This window comes from Nitrospirillum iridis, assembly GCF_014205765.1.
Classification (GTDB): Bacteria; Pseudomonadota; Alphaproteobacteria; order Azospirillales; family Azospirillaceae; genus Nitrospirillum; species Nitrospirillum iridis.
Map to the genome: position 1 here is coordinate 132,972 of NZ_JACIIZ010000011.1, position 15,838 is coordinate 148,809.

The following is a 15,838-nucleotide window of genomic DNA, read 5'->3' on the forward strand; positions in this document are numbered from 1 at the left end:
GCCATTTTTGTCAACTTAGTTTACTTTATGGTTCGGCGTCGCGGAGTTCTCTAATGCAAAGGCAAGCGCGAATAAGATAAGATTTTTCACCATATACAGCGCGGTATGCTGAGTCACAGCCCTATATTGAAAATTTCAATACATATCCATCGATACGATCCACTGGCGGAAGCGGACCAGAAGCTTGTCATCTTAGTTGACAATCTGGTATGCCTGAGATCGCTCCAGCACGCCACATGGTGGCGCGCCGGACGTTTCCGGCACAGGACGTCCTATGCCCGGGGACTGGCCAATAGAAGCCGCATCAGGGAGGAAACATGCGCAAGCTTACGCGCCTCGCGACGTCGGGCGTCGCCATCGCACTCGCCTGCTCAAATCTGGACGCAGTGGCCCAATCCGCTGGCGTGCCATCCACCGCAACGCCGGCGAACGGCCCCACCACCCAGTTGGATGAGATCGTGGTCACGGCGGAGCGGCGGGAGCAAAGCCTGCAGAACGCGCCCATCGCGGTGTCCGCTTTGGCGGGAACGGCGCTGAGGGACAGCGGTGTGGCTGACGTGTCCGACTTGACGCGCAGCGTGCCGTCCGTGGTGATCGCCCCCGCGGTCGGCGGCGTGCCCCAGATTTACCTGCGCGGCGTGGGCACCTTCGCGTCCAACGCCTACGCCGAACAGTCCGTGGCGTTCAACCTCGACGGAGTCTACATCTCGCGCCCGGCTGGCGCCAACGGTGTCTTCTATGACGTCCAGCGGGTGGAAGTGCTGAAAGGCCCCCAAGGCACGCTTTATGGGCGCAATGCGTCGGGCGGCGCCCTCAACGTGCTGCCTGAAACACCGCAGCTGGACAAACTGTCGGCGGCGGCCACCCTGGAGATCGGCAACTACGACCTGCGCAAGGGCGACGCTTATGTCAACGTGCCGCTCAGCGACAAGGCCGCCTTACGTGCCTCCGGCATGGTCATCGACCGCAAGGGCTACCTTTCCGATGGGTATAATGACGACAAAGGCCAGGCCGGGCGTCTGCAACTGCTGCTGGAGCCGACCGAGGACTGGCGGGTGCGCCTCTCCGGTGACTATTACCATCGCGGGGGCAAGGGATCGGCATTCGTGCAGTACCCCTTCGTCGATAGCGACAATCCCTGGATAGGTCCGGCCGACAGCCGGTCGGTGGCCGCCTACTACGCCGGCCTGCCCGCCGTCTCCGCGTACAACCCCTTGATCAGCAACGCCAAGACGGACGGCTTTGTCGATAACCAGTTCTGGGGAACCCACGCGGAGATCACCCACGATTTCAGCTTCGCGACCCTGACCATCATCCCCGCCTACCGTCAAGTGGAGGAGGATTATCTGACCTACGCACCCGGCTCCACGCGGGTCACGTCGGACGGAAAGCAGAAATCCATCGAGGCGCGCCTCTCCTCCCGTGAATCGTCCCCCCTTACTTGGCTGGCCGGCGTCTATTATTTCACGGAGGATGTTGCGGCCAATCAAGACTATAATAGCTGGGTCACGGAATCGATCGTGGACAGCAAGTTGACTGATGAGACCATGGCGGCCTTCGGCCAGTTGACTTACGCGGTGACCGATCGTCTGCGCTTGACCGGCGGCGGTCGCTTCACGCATGAGGAAAAAAGCCAGGACAGCCAATTCGGCACGTCGGTCTTTTCCCCCCTGAAGCCCGACCTGGTGTCGCGCGCCGACGACCGCATCTGGAACGCCGCGACCTGGAAGGTGGGGGTTGACTACGATCTGGCGCCCCAGTCCCTGCTATACGCCAATATCGGCACCGGTTTCAAAGCGGGCGGTTTCTACGCCAGTGTCGGGCCGGACACCTACAACCCGGAGCATCTCACCGCCTACAGCGTGGGCATGAAGAACCGCTTCCTGGACAACACGGTGCAGATCAACGTCGAAGCCTTCGACTACGAATACCGCGATCAACAGATCAACTATCTGGCGCCGACGGTCACGGGCTCATCCAGCAATCCGTACGCGCCCATCTTCGTGACGCAAAATGTCGGCCGGTCACGGATCCGGGGTTTTGAAGTTGAGGGCCGGTGGAAGGCCACGGCGCAGGATCTGCTGACGGCCACTGTGCAATACACCGATAGCCGTTACACCAGCTTCACCTACAGCTATTTCTCGACCTTCGGCGCCCCTCCCTCCGTGGGGTGCGCGTACACCAACGCCTCGGCGGGTGCCTCCCCCGCGCCCGTGGCGCCGTCAGCCATCTACTCGGTGAATTGCAGCGGCAAGCCCGCGACCAACGCCCCGCGCTGGACGGCCAACCTTGGCTATGAACATGAGTTCGCCTTCGCCGATGGTTCCGGCCTGACGGCGGCGGCCGACGTCTATCTGTCCGCCTCTTACGACACGTCCTACGATTACCTGTCCAAGCAGGTGCAGGGCGGCTACCACATGTCCAACGCCAGGCTGACCTACAACGCGGCCGATGATCGATGGTCCGTCACCGCGTACATCAACAACATCGAAAACCAGGCGGTGGTCGCCAGCAGCCTGCAGCCCAACCAGGCGTTCGGCAATGGCCTGAACTATGCCAACATCAGGGCGCCACGCACCTACGGTCTACGCGCCACCGTCAAATATTGACCCTGGTTCGCTTTTTGAACTGACTATAGATTGCGCACCAGCGGATGTCCTTGTCGATGGCGCTTGTCCGCCGCCGGTCGCATCCGCTGGCTCGCAAAAGAAGTGGTGGATTGCGATCCGATGGACGCTTGAAAGATTGTGGATAATGACGGACGGACCGGAAGTCTTCTCGAAGAGACCACCGATAATCCTTCAGATACTGAAGGCTCTTTACTGGTTCGATGAAGGAATCAGAAAATATTTTGATGAGCACGGTACGAAAGCGCACCCTAGATCCCAAACGATGTTGATCGCCAACGTGGCCATGGGCGTGAAGAAGCCCAACCAGTTGGCCGCGAATCTGGGGATCAGCCGGCAGGCCGTGAGTAAAATGGTGAGCGAACTTGTAAGCCAAGGTGCCATCATTTCAAGCGAAGACCCCGACGACAAGCGCGGTGTGCTTCTCAGTCTGAACCCGGAAAATGATAGAAGCGTTCATCTGGTACTTGAGGCCATGGAACATCTGGAGGCGCGCCTGTCGGCAATAATCGGCAGCGATCGCCTCGAGGTCTTGCGCATCGCCCTCAATCTTGACTGGGGCGAACCGTAACCGTGACGAGGTTCAACCATTTGTCCTCGGGATTGTAGTCATCGTCGGGTCGTGCCCATTTTGAGTTGGCGTTCGAGAGCGCGGTGGAAAGTCGATGATCATCCGGGGTCGGGCAGTCCCGCCCCCGACAGCGGCGGCCGGGAGACCTACCAGCCCGACAACCGACGGCATCATGTCGCCAATTGTGGAAAGCTTGTCGCGCGGAGCCCCGGACGACCTTCCTTCCGTACCGTATAATCCGACGTGGTTCTCGGAGGTGCGCGGCAGCCTTCCTGGTGTGCGCGGCGGGGGATCATGGCGGATGGTGTGGGTACCGGGCGCGGAAGAAGGGGATGTCATGCAGAGCCGACGCAGGGTCTTGATCACCGGTTCCGCCGGCGGCATGGGGCAAGCGTGCGCCCGGCTGTTCGGTGCGACCCAGGACCTAGTGCTGACCGATGTGGACGCGACGAGGCTCGAGGCCTTGGCGGGCGATCTGCGGGAGGAGGGCTATACGGTCCTGGCCACCCACGCCGGCGATCTGGGGGATGAGGCGCTGCTGGCGGATATGATGGGCGCGCTCGGCACCGGTTCGCCGGTGACGCTGATTCACACCGCGGGTCTATCGCCCGCGCAGGCGGACGCCCGTACCATCATGACCGTAAACCTGGTGGCGACGGAGAGACTGTTACGCGGGATGGAACCGATCTTGTCGCTGGGCTCGGTTGCCATCGTCGTCGCGTCCATGGCCGGCCATATGGCGGCGCCTCCGCGCGATATTTCGGCTCTTTTGGATGATCCGCTGGCTGCCGGCTTTCTCGATCGGACGATGGCGGCCATCGACGACATGGGGACCGGTGGCGCCGCCGGTGCCGCGGGCCTCAGCTACACGCTCAGCAAATGGGCGGTGATCCGCCTGGTCGAGCGTCATTCGGTGGCGTGGGCGCGGCGGGGCGCGCGCATCGTTTCAATTTCGCCCGGGGTCATCCTCACCCCCATGGGTCGCAGGGAACTGGCCGAAACGCCGGGCACACGGCAATTCGCCGAGGCGACACCGGCCGGGCGGCCGGGACGCGCGACGGACATCGCCATGGCCGCGCGCTTCCTGGCAAGTGATGAGGCGTCGTTCATCACCGGGTGCGATCTTCGGGTGGACGGCGGGGGTGTCGCGTTCATGCGCCAACGGGGAGGGTGAAAGGCATGATGAGGGCGAATTCCATCCTGCCGGGGCTGTTGGCGCTTGTGACCTCATTTTCCATCAGCGCGCTGGTCATGCCGCCCTTGCTGGATCGTGCCGGCTTGGACGGGGCCGGACTGGCCGGCGCGGGTTCGTGGGCCCGGCACGCGGCGCATCGCGCGGGGCTGGTGGTGGCCACGAACTTCCAGGTCGGGATCGATCATTCCCCTTACGCCGATCTGCGGCTATCCGGCGAGCGCCGTTAGAAGGCCCGGCGGTTCAGGGGGTATCGGCAGGGGGTGGCATGGCGGACGATGGGGATGGTGGAAATAGCGATCTGGAACCGATGGAAGATGGTGATCCTTCCATCGTGTCCCTGTCCGTCGTCAGCTGGTCCATGGCCTTGGCCGCCCTCGGGGCCATCGCCGCGCTGGCGTTGTTCCTGCTGCTCATTGGGATGTCGCAGTACGCGTTCTTCATGATCTGGTTCATAGGCGCGCCTTTCGTGGGCGCGGGGGCGGCCATGGCTGCGCTTTTCCTAAACCTGCGCCGCCCCGGTGGGCCCCGCCGCCGCTCCTGAGGGATTCCCCCGGCCGCTGTCCCCGGTGCGGCCTTGTCACCAACTGTACAGACCTTGTCGCCCCGGGCCGCAGACGACGGCGACGCCATCCAATACCCTGTTGGCGTGAGATTATTTTCCGCAAAGGGCCCCCCCTTGTACGCAACCGCTTCTGAATTCAGGCTGGCGGCGCGCCGCTGGTTGGCTGGCAATGTTCCGACAGAACCGCCGCCGGCGGACGGTCCGGAGCAGCGCGCCTTCGTTCTGGCCTGGCAACGTCGCCAGGCCGAGGGTGGATGGGCCGGCATATCCTGGCCAGGGGATTTCGGCGGTCGTGGGGCGTCCGTGCTGGAGCAGATCATCTGGTACGAGGAATACGCCCGCGCCGGCGCGCCCAGCCCGCTGGACGCCTCTTTCGTGGGCCTGAACCATGCGGGCCCGACGTTGATGGCTTGTGGCACGCCGGACCAGAAAGCCCGCCACTTGCCGCCCATCCTGAAAGGGCAGGTCATCTGGTGCCAGGGATTTTCTGAACCCGGCGCCGGTTCCGACCTGGCAGGCATCAAGGCGAAGGCACGGATCGAAGGTGATCACCTGATCGTCAACGGCCAGAAGATATGGACCAGTTTCGCCGACATCGCGGATTTCCAGGAACTGCTGGTGCGCACCGGCGCCGGTGACAAACCATCGGCCGGCCTGACCTGGGTCATCTGCCCGATGGACACGCCTGGTATCACCGTCCGGCCCATCCGCACCATGGCGGGTCCCCGCAAATACTGTGAGGTTTTCTATGACGACGTCCGCATTCCGTTGAGCAACGTCGTTGGCGGTGTCGGCAACGGCTGGGCGACGGCCATGTCGACCCTGGCGTTTGAACGCGGCACGGCCAGCCTGGCCCTGTTGATCGGCTTGACGTTGACGGTGGAGCGGCTGCTGACGGATTGCGACGTGGATCGCGCGGCACTGCGGGCCCGCTTGGCGCAACTGCGGGCCGAGGGTGCGGCGTTACGGGCCATGGCCTACCGTCTGGCCTTGGAGTCCGCGGATTCCGTGCCGGACGCCGGCGGATCGATGGTGCGCGTGGGTTTCGCCGAATTCGCCCAGCGGGTGACGGCCGCCGCTATGGATCTATATGGCCTGGACGCGCCTGGGGTCGTGGGAGCCCATGGCTTGGCCCATGCCTACCTGGACGCCTTCTCCGAGACCATTGCCGGCGGCACGGCCGAGATCCAGCGCAACATCATCGGTGAACGGCTGCTGGGCCTACCCAAGGGACCACGTTGAATAGGCGACCGTTCGGCCAGGCATCGAACGGTCCGCCACCTCTTATTTCGGTGCCAGCCGGATGGCGCCGTCCAGGCGTATGACCTCCCCGTTCAGCATCGGGTTTCGGATGATGCTTTCCACCAGTTGGGCGTATTCGTCCGGATGGCCCAGGCGGCTGGGGAAGGGGGTCTGCTTGCCCAGTGATTCCTGGGCTGCGACCGGCAGGCCGGCGAGCATGGGCGTCATGAAGATGCCGGGGGCGATGGCCATGACCCGGATGCCCAGGGGCGCCAGATCCCGGGCGATCGGCAAGGTCATCCCGACCACGCCGCCCTTAGACGCCGCGTAGGCCGCCTGGCCGATCTGCCCGTCATAGGCGGCGACGCTGGCGGTGTTGATCAGCACGCCACGTTCTTCGCCGAGCGGTTCCGCGTCGGCCAAGCGTGCCGCGACCTTGGACAGGGTGTTGAAGCTGCCGATCAGGTTGATGGCGATGACTTTGCGGAACACATCCAGCGAATGGGGCTGTCCCTCGCGGTTCACCGTCTTGGCGGGTGGGGCGACGCCGGCGCAATTGACCAGGATGCGGGCCTTGCCGTTGTGCTCTTCCGCCTCCGCCACGGCCGCGGCCACTTGGGCGTCGTCGGTGACGTCCACCGCGATGAAGTGGCCGCCGAGGGCCGCCGCCGTTTGTCGGCCGGCCTCGATGTTCAGGTCGAACAGAGTGACCTTGGCGCCGTTGCGCGCCAGCATGGCCGCCGTCGCGGCCCCAAGGCCGGAAGCGCCGCCGGAGACGATGGCGGCCAGTCCTGTGATCTGCATGTCGATACGCTCCAAATTCTACGGGGCCGGGAAATGGGAGGGGACGGTCAAAGGGCCTCCACGATGGTGACGTTGGCGATGCCACCGCCCTCGCACATGGCCTGCAGGCCATAGCGGCCGCGCCGCGCGCGCAACGCGTGGACCAGCGTCGTCATCAGCTTGGCCCCCGTGGCGCCCAGGGGATGGCCCAGGGCGATGGCCCCACCGTTGACATTGACCCGCGCCGGGTCGGCGCCGGTTGCCTGCTGCCAGGCCAGGACGACGGAGGCGAAGGCCTCGTTGACTTCAAACAGGTCGATGTCCGCCATTGAAAGCCCGGCGCGGGCCAGGGCCTTTGCCGTTCCGGGTATCGGTTCCTCCAGCATGGTGACCGGGTCGCCCGCCACAACTGTCAGCGTGTGGATGCGGGCCAGCGGGGTCAGCCTATGGTCCTTCAACGCCCGCTCCCCCACCACCAGCACGGCGGCCGCCCCGTCGCACATCTGGCTGGCGTTACCGGCCGTCAGCGTACCGCCGGGAACCAGGGTCTTCAGGCCGGCGATGGCCTCGTAAGAGGCGTCGGGGCGGACCCCCTCGTCCTGGGTGTGCACGCCGCTCGGGATGGGCACGGGCAGCAATTCGTCCGCGAAGGCGTTCGCGGCGATGGCCGCCGCCGCCTTCTGGTGGCTCGACAGGGCGAAGCGGTCCATCGTCTCGCGGCTCAGGCCGTATTTGTCGGCGATCATCTGGGCGCCGGTGAACTGGCTGAAGCCGTCCACGCGGAAGCGGTCGCGGATGGTCGATGGCCAGGGCCCTCCCAGGCCCGCCTCCTCGGCCAGCCGCGTGGGCGTGCCCATGGGCACGCGGGTCATGCTTTCCACGCCGGCGGCGATGACCACGTCCTGGGTGCCGGACAGTACGGCCTGGGCCGCGAAATGAATGGCCTGCTGCGATGATCCGCATTGGCGGTCGATGGACACGGCCGGCACGCTGATGGGCAGGCTGGACGCCAGGACGGCATTGCGCCCGATGTGGAAGCTCTGTTCCCCGATTTGGCTGACGCAGCCGAAAACGACGTCGTCCACCGCCGCCGGATCGATGCCGGCGCGATGCACCACCTGGGACAGGGCCAGGCCGCCCAGGTCAGCCGGGTGCCAGCTGGCCAGCTTCCCGCCACGGCGTCCACCCGGGGTGCGCACGGCCGCCACGATATAGGCCTCAGGCATCAAAGCTCTCCTTCAAGGGCGTGAAACACGGGTTTGCGTTTGGCCAGGAAGGCAGCGACACCTTCCTGCGCCTCCGCCGACTTGGCGGTATCGGCCATGGCGCGAGACTCCGCCTCCAGATGGCGCTCCAGGCTGGTGTCAAAGCTGTCGCGCAGCAGGACGCGTGTCCGCCCGGCTGCTCCCGTCGCCGCTGCGGCCAGCCGGGCGACCATCGCCGCGCTTTCGTCCGCAAGGTCCGCATCGGCCACGGCCCGGGTCACCAGGCCGATGGCCTCGGCCTCGCGAGCTTCGATCGCGCGGTTGCCCAGCATGATCTCCTGCGCCCGCCGCAGGCCGACCAGGCGCGGCAGCACCCAGCTGAGGCCGCCGTCGGGGGACAGGCCGACCCCGCCATAGGCGGGGGTCAAGCGGGCCGATGCCGCCATCAGCACGATGTCGCCCAGCAACGACAAGCTCATGCCCGCGCCGGCGGCGGCGCCATTGACGATGGTTAGCAGCGGCTTGGGCATGCGGGCGAAGCGGCTGACGGCCATGTGGACATAGGCCGTCAATTCCTTCAGCAGGCCGGGCAACGCGTTGCCGGCTTGGGAAAAACCCGCGATATCGCCGCCGACGCAGAAGCAGCGCCCCGCGCCGCGCAAGGTCACGCAACGGATGGTGTCGTCCTCGTCACATCGGATGGCGGTTTCCATCAGCGCCCGCGCCAAAGGCACGTCGATGGCGTTGCCCACGTCCGGCCGGTTCAAAGTCAGGTGGGCGACGGGGCCTTTTTGTTCAAACAGCAACGGTTGTGTCATGGAATCCTCCCCTAAAGCCCGGCCACGCACAGGTATTTCAATTCGGTGTAATCCTCGATCCCATGACGGGAGCCCTCTCGCCCCATTCCCGATTGCTTGATGCCGCCGAAGGGGGCGACCTCGGTTGAGATCATCCCGCTGTTGATGCCGACCATGCCGACCTCCAGCGCCTCGGCCACCCGCCAAATCCGCGCGTGGTCACGGGTGTAGAAATAGCCGGCCAAGCCGACCTCCGTGTCATTGGCCAGCCGTATGGCCTCATCCTCGGTGTCAAAGGCGAATAGGGCGGCGAGGGGGCCGAACGTCTCTTCCGATGCCACCAGCATGTCCGGTGTGCAGCCCGACAGTACCGTCGGCTCGAAGAAGCCACCGCCCAACGCGTGACGCCGGCCGCCGGTCAACAGGGTGGCCCCTCGGGCCAGCGCGTCGGCGATATGTTCCTCGACCTTGGCCACGGCGGTCTGGTCGATCAGTGGCCCTTGGGCTGTGCCGTCCCGCCGCCCGTCGCCGACGGCCAGTGCGCTGGCCGCCGCCGCCAGCTTCTCGGCGAAGCGATCGGCGATACCCCGCTGGACCAGGAAGCGGTTCACGCAGACGCAGGTTTGGCCGCTGTTGCGGTATTTGGAGGCGATGGCGCCTGACACGGCCGCGTCGATGTCCGCGTCGTCGAAGACGATGAAGGGCGCGTTGCCGCCCAGTTCCATCGACAGCCGCTTCATGGTGGGGGCGCATTGGGCCATCAGGTGCTTCCCGACAGCGGTGGAGCCAGTGAAACTCAACTTGCGCACCAGGGGGCTGGCCGTCAGCGTCGCCCCAACGACGCGCGCCGCGCCGGTGACGACGTTCAGGACCCCGGCCGGCAGCCCGGCCCTTTCGGCCAGCACCGCCAGGGCCAAGGCGGTCAGGGGTGTCTGGCTCGCCGGCTTCAGGACCAAGGTGCAGCCGGCCGCCAGGGCCGGGGCCACCTTGCGCGTCACCATCGCGGCCGGGAAATTCCAGGGAGTGATGGCGGCAACCACGCCCACCGGTTGCCGCAGCACGATGATGCGGGCATCGGCGCGGGGGCTGGGTATGACCTCACCGTAAAGGCGCCGCGCTTCTTCGGCGAACCATTCGATGTAGGCGGCGGCATAGCCGATCTCTCCCCGGGCTTCGGCCAAGGGCTTGCCTTGCTCGCTGGTCAGGATCAGCGCCAGATCCTCCCGTGCCGCCGTCACCAGATCGAACCAGTGCCGCAGGATGCGAGCCCGGTCGGCGGCGGTGCGGGCCCGCCAGGCGGGCAAGGCGTCTGCCGCCGCCACGATGGCGGCATCCACCCTTTCACCGTCGCAATCCGGCACATGGGCAAGAACGCCGCCGGTGGCCGGATCCCGCACCGGGATGGCCCCCTGGCCGACCCAGCGGCCCGCGATCAGGCAGGCCTCGCGCAGCAGGTCGGGATCACGCAAATTCCAAGTCATTGGGGATAAGGCTCCGGGGCGATAAGGCGGGGAGGGCTTGGGCCGCTTTTTTGGGTCACATGTGACCGGGCGCGCCCGGCATTGGGGGCAAGGCCGCCAGGCGATGGTTCGCCGCCTCCAGCCCGCCCGCGAGGGCCAGTTGCAGCCGCGCCCGTTTCAGCACCAGATGCGGATCGGCCTCATCGCTGAAGCCCATGCCGCCATGGATCTGGATGTTCAGGCCGGCGTTGCCGATGGCGGCGGACCCGGCGGTCAGCAGGGCGCTTTCAACCTGGAAGGCGGCGTCGGGTCGCCCGTCATCCAGCGCCACAGCGGCGAAGCCGATGAGGTCGCCGGCGGTGCGCGCGGCGATGGCCATGTTGGCGCAATGGTGCTTCACGGCCTGGAAGCTGCCGATGGGGCGGCCGAACTGTGTGCGCAGCTTGGCGTAGTCCACTGCCATGTCGGTCGCCAGTTGCGCCATGCCGGCCAAGGCGGCGGCATCGTTCAGCCGCAGACGCAGCACGCCTGCATCGTCGAAGATCGCGACGGCCGCTTCCGGGATCGCGGCCTGGCGTATCTCGGCCAGCCAATGCTGTCCGTCCAGCAGCTGGCCTTCACCCGGAACCGGAACGATCCGGCTGGCGTCGCCGTCGCGCAGCAGCACCAGGGACGCGTTCCGATCCGCGATGAAAACAAGATGATCGTCGCGCCGATATCCGGTCGTGATCCGCTTCTCCTGCAGGCCGTCGAGCCCGCGCGCATGGGCGGCGCCGAGGGTGGCAAAGATGGTGGGTGCTGCCAGGCGCGTCCCCAGTTCCCGGGCGATCAGCGCCTCTTCCACGGCGCCCAATCCGCTGCCGCCTCGATCCTCGGCCAGGGCGATGCCGAACAGGCCCAGCTCCTGGAGGGCGGACCAGGCGGCGGCGCTTTCCTCCCCCCCGTTCGCTTCCGGCGTGCCGTGTAGGCGGGCCAGGGGCAGTAGGTCCGCCAGCGTGTCGCCCAGGGCACCCACCAGGGCGCGCTGGTCCGGGGCGGGATGATACCGCTCGCTCGCGTCCATGATGCGATGCAGCCTTCCTTGATTTCGCTGGTGGGATCATACGCCCGGCCCCCTTCGCTTTAGGTGACGAAGGGTCGACAGCAGGCGACACCGGCTGTTCAGTGGGCCACGGAACCGGTGCGGTCCTGCTGGCGCAGCAGGTGAGGGGATGTGCCGAACCAGCGGTTGCAGCTGCGCGTCAGCACCGACGTGTCGGCATATCCCAGCTTTTCCGCGACATGGGCTAGGGGCAGGCCGCTGTTCAGCAGGTAATGCAGCGCCATTCCCCGGCGCACCTCATCCTTCAGATCCTCGAACGTGGTGCCCTCGTCCTTCAGGCGACGCTGCAGCGTGCGGGCGTGCATGCAGAGTTCGGCGGCGATGAATTCGTTGCGGCAATTCTCATCGGCCAGGTGACGGCGGATCAATTCGCGTACCAGGGCGTGGGTCGGTGGCGCGCCTTGGGGGAAGTGGCTGTCGATGTAGGAGGTCGCCATCTCATAGATCTGTTCATCCGCTTCCTGCACGGGGCAGAGAAGATCGTCCTCCGTCACCTGGATGCCATCCGATGGCTGGCCGAAGCGGACGTCGCAACCGAAATGCTCCCGGTACCTGGCCGGGCTGGAGTGCGGTTCGTGCTGGAAACGGACCTGCCGTACCGCGGCCCGGCCGCCGGAGATCTCGATGATGTTCCGGTGCGCCAGCAACAGGGCGTGCTCCACCGCTTGCGTTCGTTGCGGCAACCCATCCAGCAGGACCTCCAGCCGCACGAACAGGATGTGCTGGCGCCGGTCTGGTTCGAAGCGCACGCGTGTCGCCAGGCAATAGGCGTGGATGTGCTTGGCGCAATAACCCAGCGCCTGGCCCACGGTGGCGGAGTTCTTCATGACGATGCCGATGGGCCCCATGACCTTGTGCCCGCTCTGGCGCTGGGCCAGAAGCATCCCGAAATCAGGGCGTTTCAGGTCCGCCGCCGCTAGTTCCAGCATCTGCACGAAGGACCGGTAGGCGATGGTGGAGTCGCGGCGATCCACTACCTGCGGGCTGATGCGGGCCTTGCGGAACAGGGCAGTGGGATCGCCGCCCAGGTCACGCACCAAGTCGGGCAGGAACCGCAAGGATTGGGAATTCAGGGCGTCGAACCGGGCTTCTGGCGCGCGCGCCCTCGTGCCAGCGGGCTCTTCTCCCGTCGCGTGGGTTTCCATCGATCTCCCCTTCCCGGCCCTTCCCTGAGCATGCTCCGTGGCCGCTGTCGGACCATGATGGCGACAGGGGGCGGGGCTGGCAATCGGGCCCGGGGGGCAGTGCATCCACAGGCAAGTTCAACGGCGGGCGTTGGGATCAGGGTTCCAGTCGGGCTGGCGCTTTTCTTGAAAAGCGATGGGACCTTCGGTGAAGTCGGGGTGGCTCCAGTGCGACTTCAGCAATTCCCAGCCGAACTCGGCCGCGGCCGGATCAGGTAGTTCGGTGGCCGCCCAGATGGCGCGTTTGGTCAGCGCGGTGGCTTGTGGAGAATTGGCGGCGATGCCTATGGCAAGGCTCAACGCCCGTTTCAAGGCGCTGGGGGCGTCGGGTTCCAGCAGGTCGACCATGCCCAGGGCGTACGCCCGGTCCGCCGTCATGCGATACGACCGGCCGCTGAGCGCCATCAGCAGCGCCGCGCCCGGCCCCGCCCGGCGGGCGATGCCCAGCGATTCCAGGGCGGACACTTGGCCCACCGAGACATGGGTGTCCATGAATTGGGCGTGGGCGCCGGCGACGACGATGTCGCAGTCGGCGACGAAATGCAGTCCGCCGCCATTGACCAAGCCGTTGACGGCGCAGACCACCGGCTTGGCCAACCGGCACATGCGGGGGGAGAAGCGATTGGCCACGGCATAGGGCTGGTTCTGCAAGCCGCCCATGCCGACCTTCAGGGCCGACACGTCGGCGCCGGTGCAGAAATGCCGGTCGCCCGCGCCGGTGATGACCGCGACGCGGATGTCGGCGTCGGAATCCACCCGCCGCCATGCCTGTTCCAAGGCCAGCAACAGGTCGGGGCTCAAGGAATTGCCCCGTTCGGGGCGGTTCAGGGTCAGCAGTGCCACGCCGTCCGTCACGGTGACCAACAGCGGCGCCCCGGGATCATCCTGCGCCATGACCGTTCCTTTGAGTTTCTGAGGGAAAGCAATGGATACCGACCGCGCCGGCTTGCGCTTCCCGTCCACCCATCAGCGACAGCAGCCCCTTGAGGCGATAGGTCCAGAGGTGCAGCGGGTGTTCCAGTGTCATTCCCATGGCGCCCAGCATCTGGTGGAGCTCATAGGCGACGCGCGCCCCGCAATCCTGGGCCTGGAATGCCGCCAGGGCCGCGTCGCCGTCGTCGGCGGTGGCGGCGGCGCGCAGGGCCAGCCAGTGTAGGCCGCCAACCAGGACGGCGCATTCCGCCATACGGTGGCGCAATGCCTGGAAGCTGCCCAATGGCCGCCCAAACTGCTTGCGGTCGCTGAGGTGGGTGACGGTGCTGTCAATGGCGGCCTGGATCAGGCCCGCCGCCTCCGCCGCGATGGCGACACGCACCCAGCGCCGCACTGTCGCCGCTTCCGCCGGGCTTAGGGGCAAGCGTCCCACCGAACCGGTCAGCCGGCCCATCGGATAGGCGAAGATCGTTTCCACCGCCGTCACGTCGCCGGAACCCGGGTGGGCGATCTCCCACGTTTCGCCCGTGCGGATCAGCAGGGTCCGGGCTTGCGCGACGAAGCGTCCCGCCTGGCCATTTTCCACCAGGGCGAAGGGGCGGGGCAGGGTGCCGCCGCGCAAATGCGGGCGCACCAGCATCGACAGCGCCGTTTCCGCCGCGTAGGGCAGGCGCGCCAGCCTTTCCACCGCCAGGGCGGCGGCCACGGGCCCCAGGTCGGGGAAGGTGGCGATATCGAAGAACTCCGCGTCGCTGAGATCCTGGTCCAACCCCTCGGCGCTCAGGGCGAAGCCGTGGAACTCGATGGGCTTTTCGCGATATCCATCCGCCAGGCGGTCCAGCGCCGTGGCAAGGGTCAGTTGGTCATCGTTGAGCCGGAAATCCATCAGCGCGGCTCCCTCGGTAACTGTAAAAGATCGGTGGCGATCAGGTTCAGCTGGATTTCCGCAGCACCCGACGCGATGCCGGCGACGATGGCGCGCTGGTGATGGGCCAGCAACATGGGGTCGCCTCCGGCCAGCGCGTCAGGGCAGTGTTCCACGACGAACTCGGCGACGGCCCGTTCCGCCAGGACGGTGGCGTAGCGGGCGGCGCTGGCTTCGGGGCCCGCGGGGACGCCGTGGCGGCGCCGATCGATGATGCCGTAGGCGCACAGCCTGGACATGTCGCATGCCGCCTTGGCCCTGGCCGCCTGGGTAGGCACGCCGCCGACGAAGGCGCCCGACCGTTTCAGCTTGCCCACAGCCCGGTCCAGCATGCGGGCGGCCAGCGCGAACCGGGGAATGCCGACCCGTTCCAGCGACAGGGCGGCGCCAACGATGGACCACCCCTGTCCTTCCGTTCCCAGCATGGCGTCGGCGGGCACCCACACGTCATCCAGGAAGACCTCATGGATATCGCCCTCGCCGATGACGCTGGGGATTTGGCGCACGGTGATGCCGGGCGTGTCCATGGGGATGAGGAAGATGGAGATGCCGCCCTTGCCCGGGGCGGTCCGCGCGAGCAGGAAGCAGGTTTCGGCCTCCCCGGCGTAGGAGGTCCAGATTTTCTGGCCGTTGATGCGATAGCCCCCGTCAACCGGCTCGGCCCGCGTGCGCAGGGACGCCAGGTCCGATCCGGCTTCGGGTTCGGAAAAGCCTTGGCACCACAGCGTTTCGCCCCGCGCCATGGGGGGGATGTGGCGCGCCTGCTGTTCCGGCGTGCCGAAGCGCATCAAGGTGGGGCCGATCCAGTTCACGTTCATGTATTGGCCGCCGCGTGGTTCTCCGGCCGCCCACATCTCCTCCGCCAAGAGGAAGGCGGTCCAAGGGTCGGCATCACGGCCGCCCCAGCGCGCGGGCCAGTGGGGGATCAACAGGCCCGCGCTGGCCAGATGGGCGCAGAATTTCCGGGAAAAGGCGGTTTGCGAGGCCGATCCGGGGCCATGGGCCAGGCTTTCCCAATCGGCCGGCAGATGCCGGGCCAGGAAATCACGGACCGTTTGACGGAACACCCGTTGTTCCTCGTTCCAGCTGAAGTCCATGCGTGCGGTTCCATTTCTTGGGCGGGCGCGCCACTGGCCCTGCGCGGCCCGGTTCCCGTGCTCTGGGAAGCCGTGTTCCTGAACCAGTAGAAGGGCGGGGCGGCGGGAACCACGACATAATGTTGACGCCGGGCGACAGGCGTCATCCTGCCGGC

The 15,838-nt window shown here is 66.4% G+C and carries 15 protein-coding genes; 6 read left to right on the plus strand and 9 right to left on the minus strand.

From position 1 onward, the window contains the following. Nucleotides 1-317: 317 nt before the first annotated feature. The 6 genes from FHS74_RS19070 (at nucleotide 318) to FHS74_RS19095 (ending at nucleotide 6,197) form a co-directional block, all read left to right on the plus strand. Nucleotides 318-2,609 (plus strand): TonB-dependent receptor, encoded by a 2,292-nt coding sequence (locus FHS74_RS19070; RefSeq protein WP_184803570.1) that lies wholly within the window; start codon nucleotides 318-320, stop codon nucleotides 2,607-2,609. A 145-nt stretch (nucleotides 2,610-2,754) separates the two neighbouring features. After that, on the plus strand, nucleotides 2,755-3,198 hold the full coding sequence (locus tag FHS74_RS19075; RefSeq protein ID WP_184803572.1) for a MarR family winged helix-turn-helix transcriptional regulator: 444 nt from the start codon (nucleotides 2,755-2,757) through the stop codon (nucleotides 3,196-3,198). A 337-nt stretch (nucleotides 3,199-3,535) separates the two neighbouring features. Beyond that, complete coding sequence (locus tag FHS74_RS19080; RefSeq protein WP_184803574.1) at nucleotides 3,536-4,372, plus strand: SDR family oxidoreductase; 837 nt, start codon at nucleotides 3,536-3,538, stop codon at nucleotides 4,370-4,372. Between the two features lie 5 nt (nucleotides 4,373-4,377). After that, nucleotides 4,378-4,620: a hypothetical protein gene (locus tag FHS74_RS19085; RefSeq protein WP_184803576.1), complete on the plus strand. Its 243-nt coding sequence runs from the start codon at nucleotides 4,378-4,380 to the stop codon at nucleotides 4,618-4,620. A 38-nt stretch (nucleotides 4,621-4,658) separates the two neighbouring features. Continuing rightward, nucleotides 4,659-4,934 (plus strand): hypothetical protein, encoded by a 276-nt coding sequence (locus FHS74_RS19090; RefSeq protein WP_184803578.1) that lies wholly within the window; start codon nucleotides 4,659-4,661, stop codon nucleotides 4,932-4,934. A gap of 105 nt (nucleotides 4,935-5,039) precedes the next feature. Further along, entirely contained in the window at nucleotides 5,040-6,197 is a 1,158-nt protein-coding gene (locus tag FHS74_RS19095) for an acyl-CoA dehydrogenase family protein (RefSeq protein ID WP_343066953.1), read from the plus strand. Nucleotides 6,198-6,239: 42 nt separating this feature from the next. Here FHS74_RS19095 and FHS74_RS19100 read toward each other — a convergent pair whose 3' ends face one another. The 9 genes from FHS74_RS19100 to FHS74_RS19140 form a co-directional block, all read right to left on the minus strand. Continuing rightward, nucleotides 6,240-7,001, minus strand: coding sequence for an SDR family NAD(P)-dependent oxidoreductase (locus tag FHS74_RS19100; RefSeq protein WP_184803582.1), 762 nt, complete (start codon nucleotides 6,999-7,001; stop codon nucleotides 6,240-6,242). Nucleotides 7,002-7,048: 47 nt separating this feature from the next. Beyond that, the gene (locus tag FHS74_RS19105; RefSeq protein WP_184803584.1) at nucleotides 7,049-8,206 is read right to left on the minus strand and encodes an acetyl-CoA C-acetyltransferase; all 1,158 of its coding nucleotides are present in this window, start codon (nucleotides 8,204-8,206) and stop codon (nucleotides 7,049-7,051) included. Beyond that, nucleotides 8,206-9,003, minus strand: a complete 798-nt coding sequence (locus FHS74_RS19110; RefSeq protein WP_184803586.1) for an enoyl-CoA hydratase/isomerase family protein — start codon at nucleotides 9,001-9,003, stop codon at nucleotides 8,206-8,208. Before FHS74_RS19110 ends, FHS74_RS19105 begins: the two co-directional genes overlap by 1 nt. An 11-nt stretch (nucleotides 9,004-9,014) precedes the next feature. Continuing rightward, entirely contained in the window at nucleotides 9,015-10,463 is a 1,449-nt protein-coding gene (locus tag FHS74_RS19115; RefSeq protein ID WP_184803588.1) for an NAD-dependent succinate-semialdehyde dehydrogenase, read from the minus strand. 55 nt (nucleotides 10,464-10,518) lie between these two features. After that, complete coding sequence (locus FHS74_RS19120) at nucleotides 10,519-11,505, minus strand: acyl-CoA dehydrogenase family protein (RefSeq protein WP_184803590.1); 987 nt, start codon at nucleotides 11,503-11,505, stop codon at nucleotides 10,519-10,521. Between the two features lie 98 nt (nucleotides 11,506-11,603). Further along, complete coding sequence (locus FHS74_RS19125) at nucleotides 11,604-12,689, minus strand: AraC family transcriptional regulator (protein ID WP_184803592.1); 1,086 nt, start codon at nucleotides 12,687-12,689, stop codon at nucleotides 11,604-11,606. 117 nt (nucleotides 12,690-12,806) lie between these two features. After that, nucleotides 12,807-13,622 (minus strand): enoyl-CoA hydratase/isomerase family protein, encoded by an 816-nt coding sequence (locus tag FHS74_RS19130; protein ID WP_184803594.1) that lies wholly within the window; start codon nucleotides 13,620-13,622, stop codon nucleotides 12,807-12,809. After that, complete coding sequence (locus FHS74_RS19135; RefSeq protein WP_184803596.1) at nucleotides 13,609-14,547, minus strand: acyl-CoA dehydrogenase family protein; 939 nt, start codon at nucleotides 14,545-14,547, stop codon at nucleotides 13,609-13,611. Before FHS74_RS19135 ends, FHS74_RS19130 begins: the two co-directional genes overlap by 14 nt. After that, nucleotides 14,547-15,683 carry an acyl-CoA dehydrogenase family protein gene (locus FHS74_RS19140; protein WP_184803598.1) on the minus strand — a complete coding sequence of 379 codons (1,137 nt, stop codon included), beginning with the start codon at nucleotides 15,681-15,683 and terminating at the stop codon, nucleotides 14,547-14,549. Before FHS74_RS19140 ends, FHS74_RS19135 begins: the two co-directional genes overlap by 1 nt. Nucleotides 15,684-15,838 lie beyond the last annotated feature (155 nt).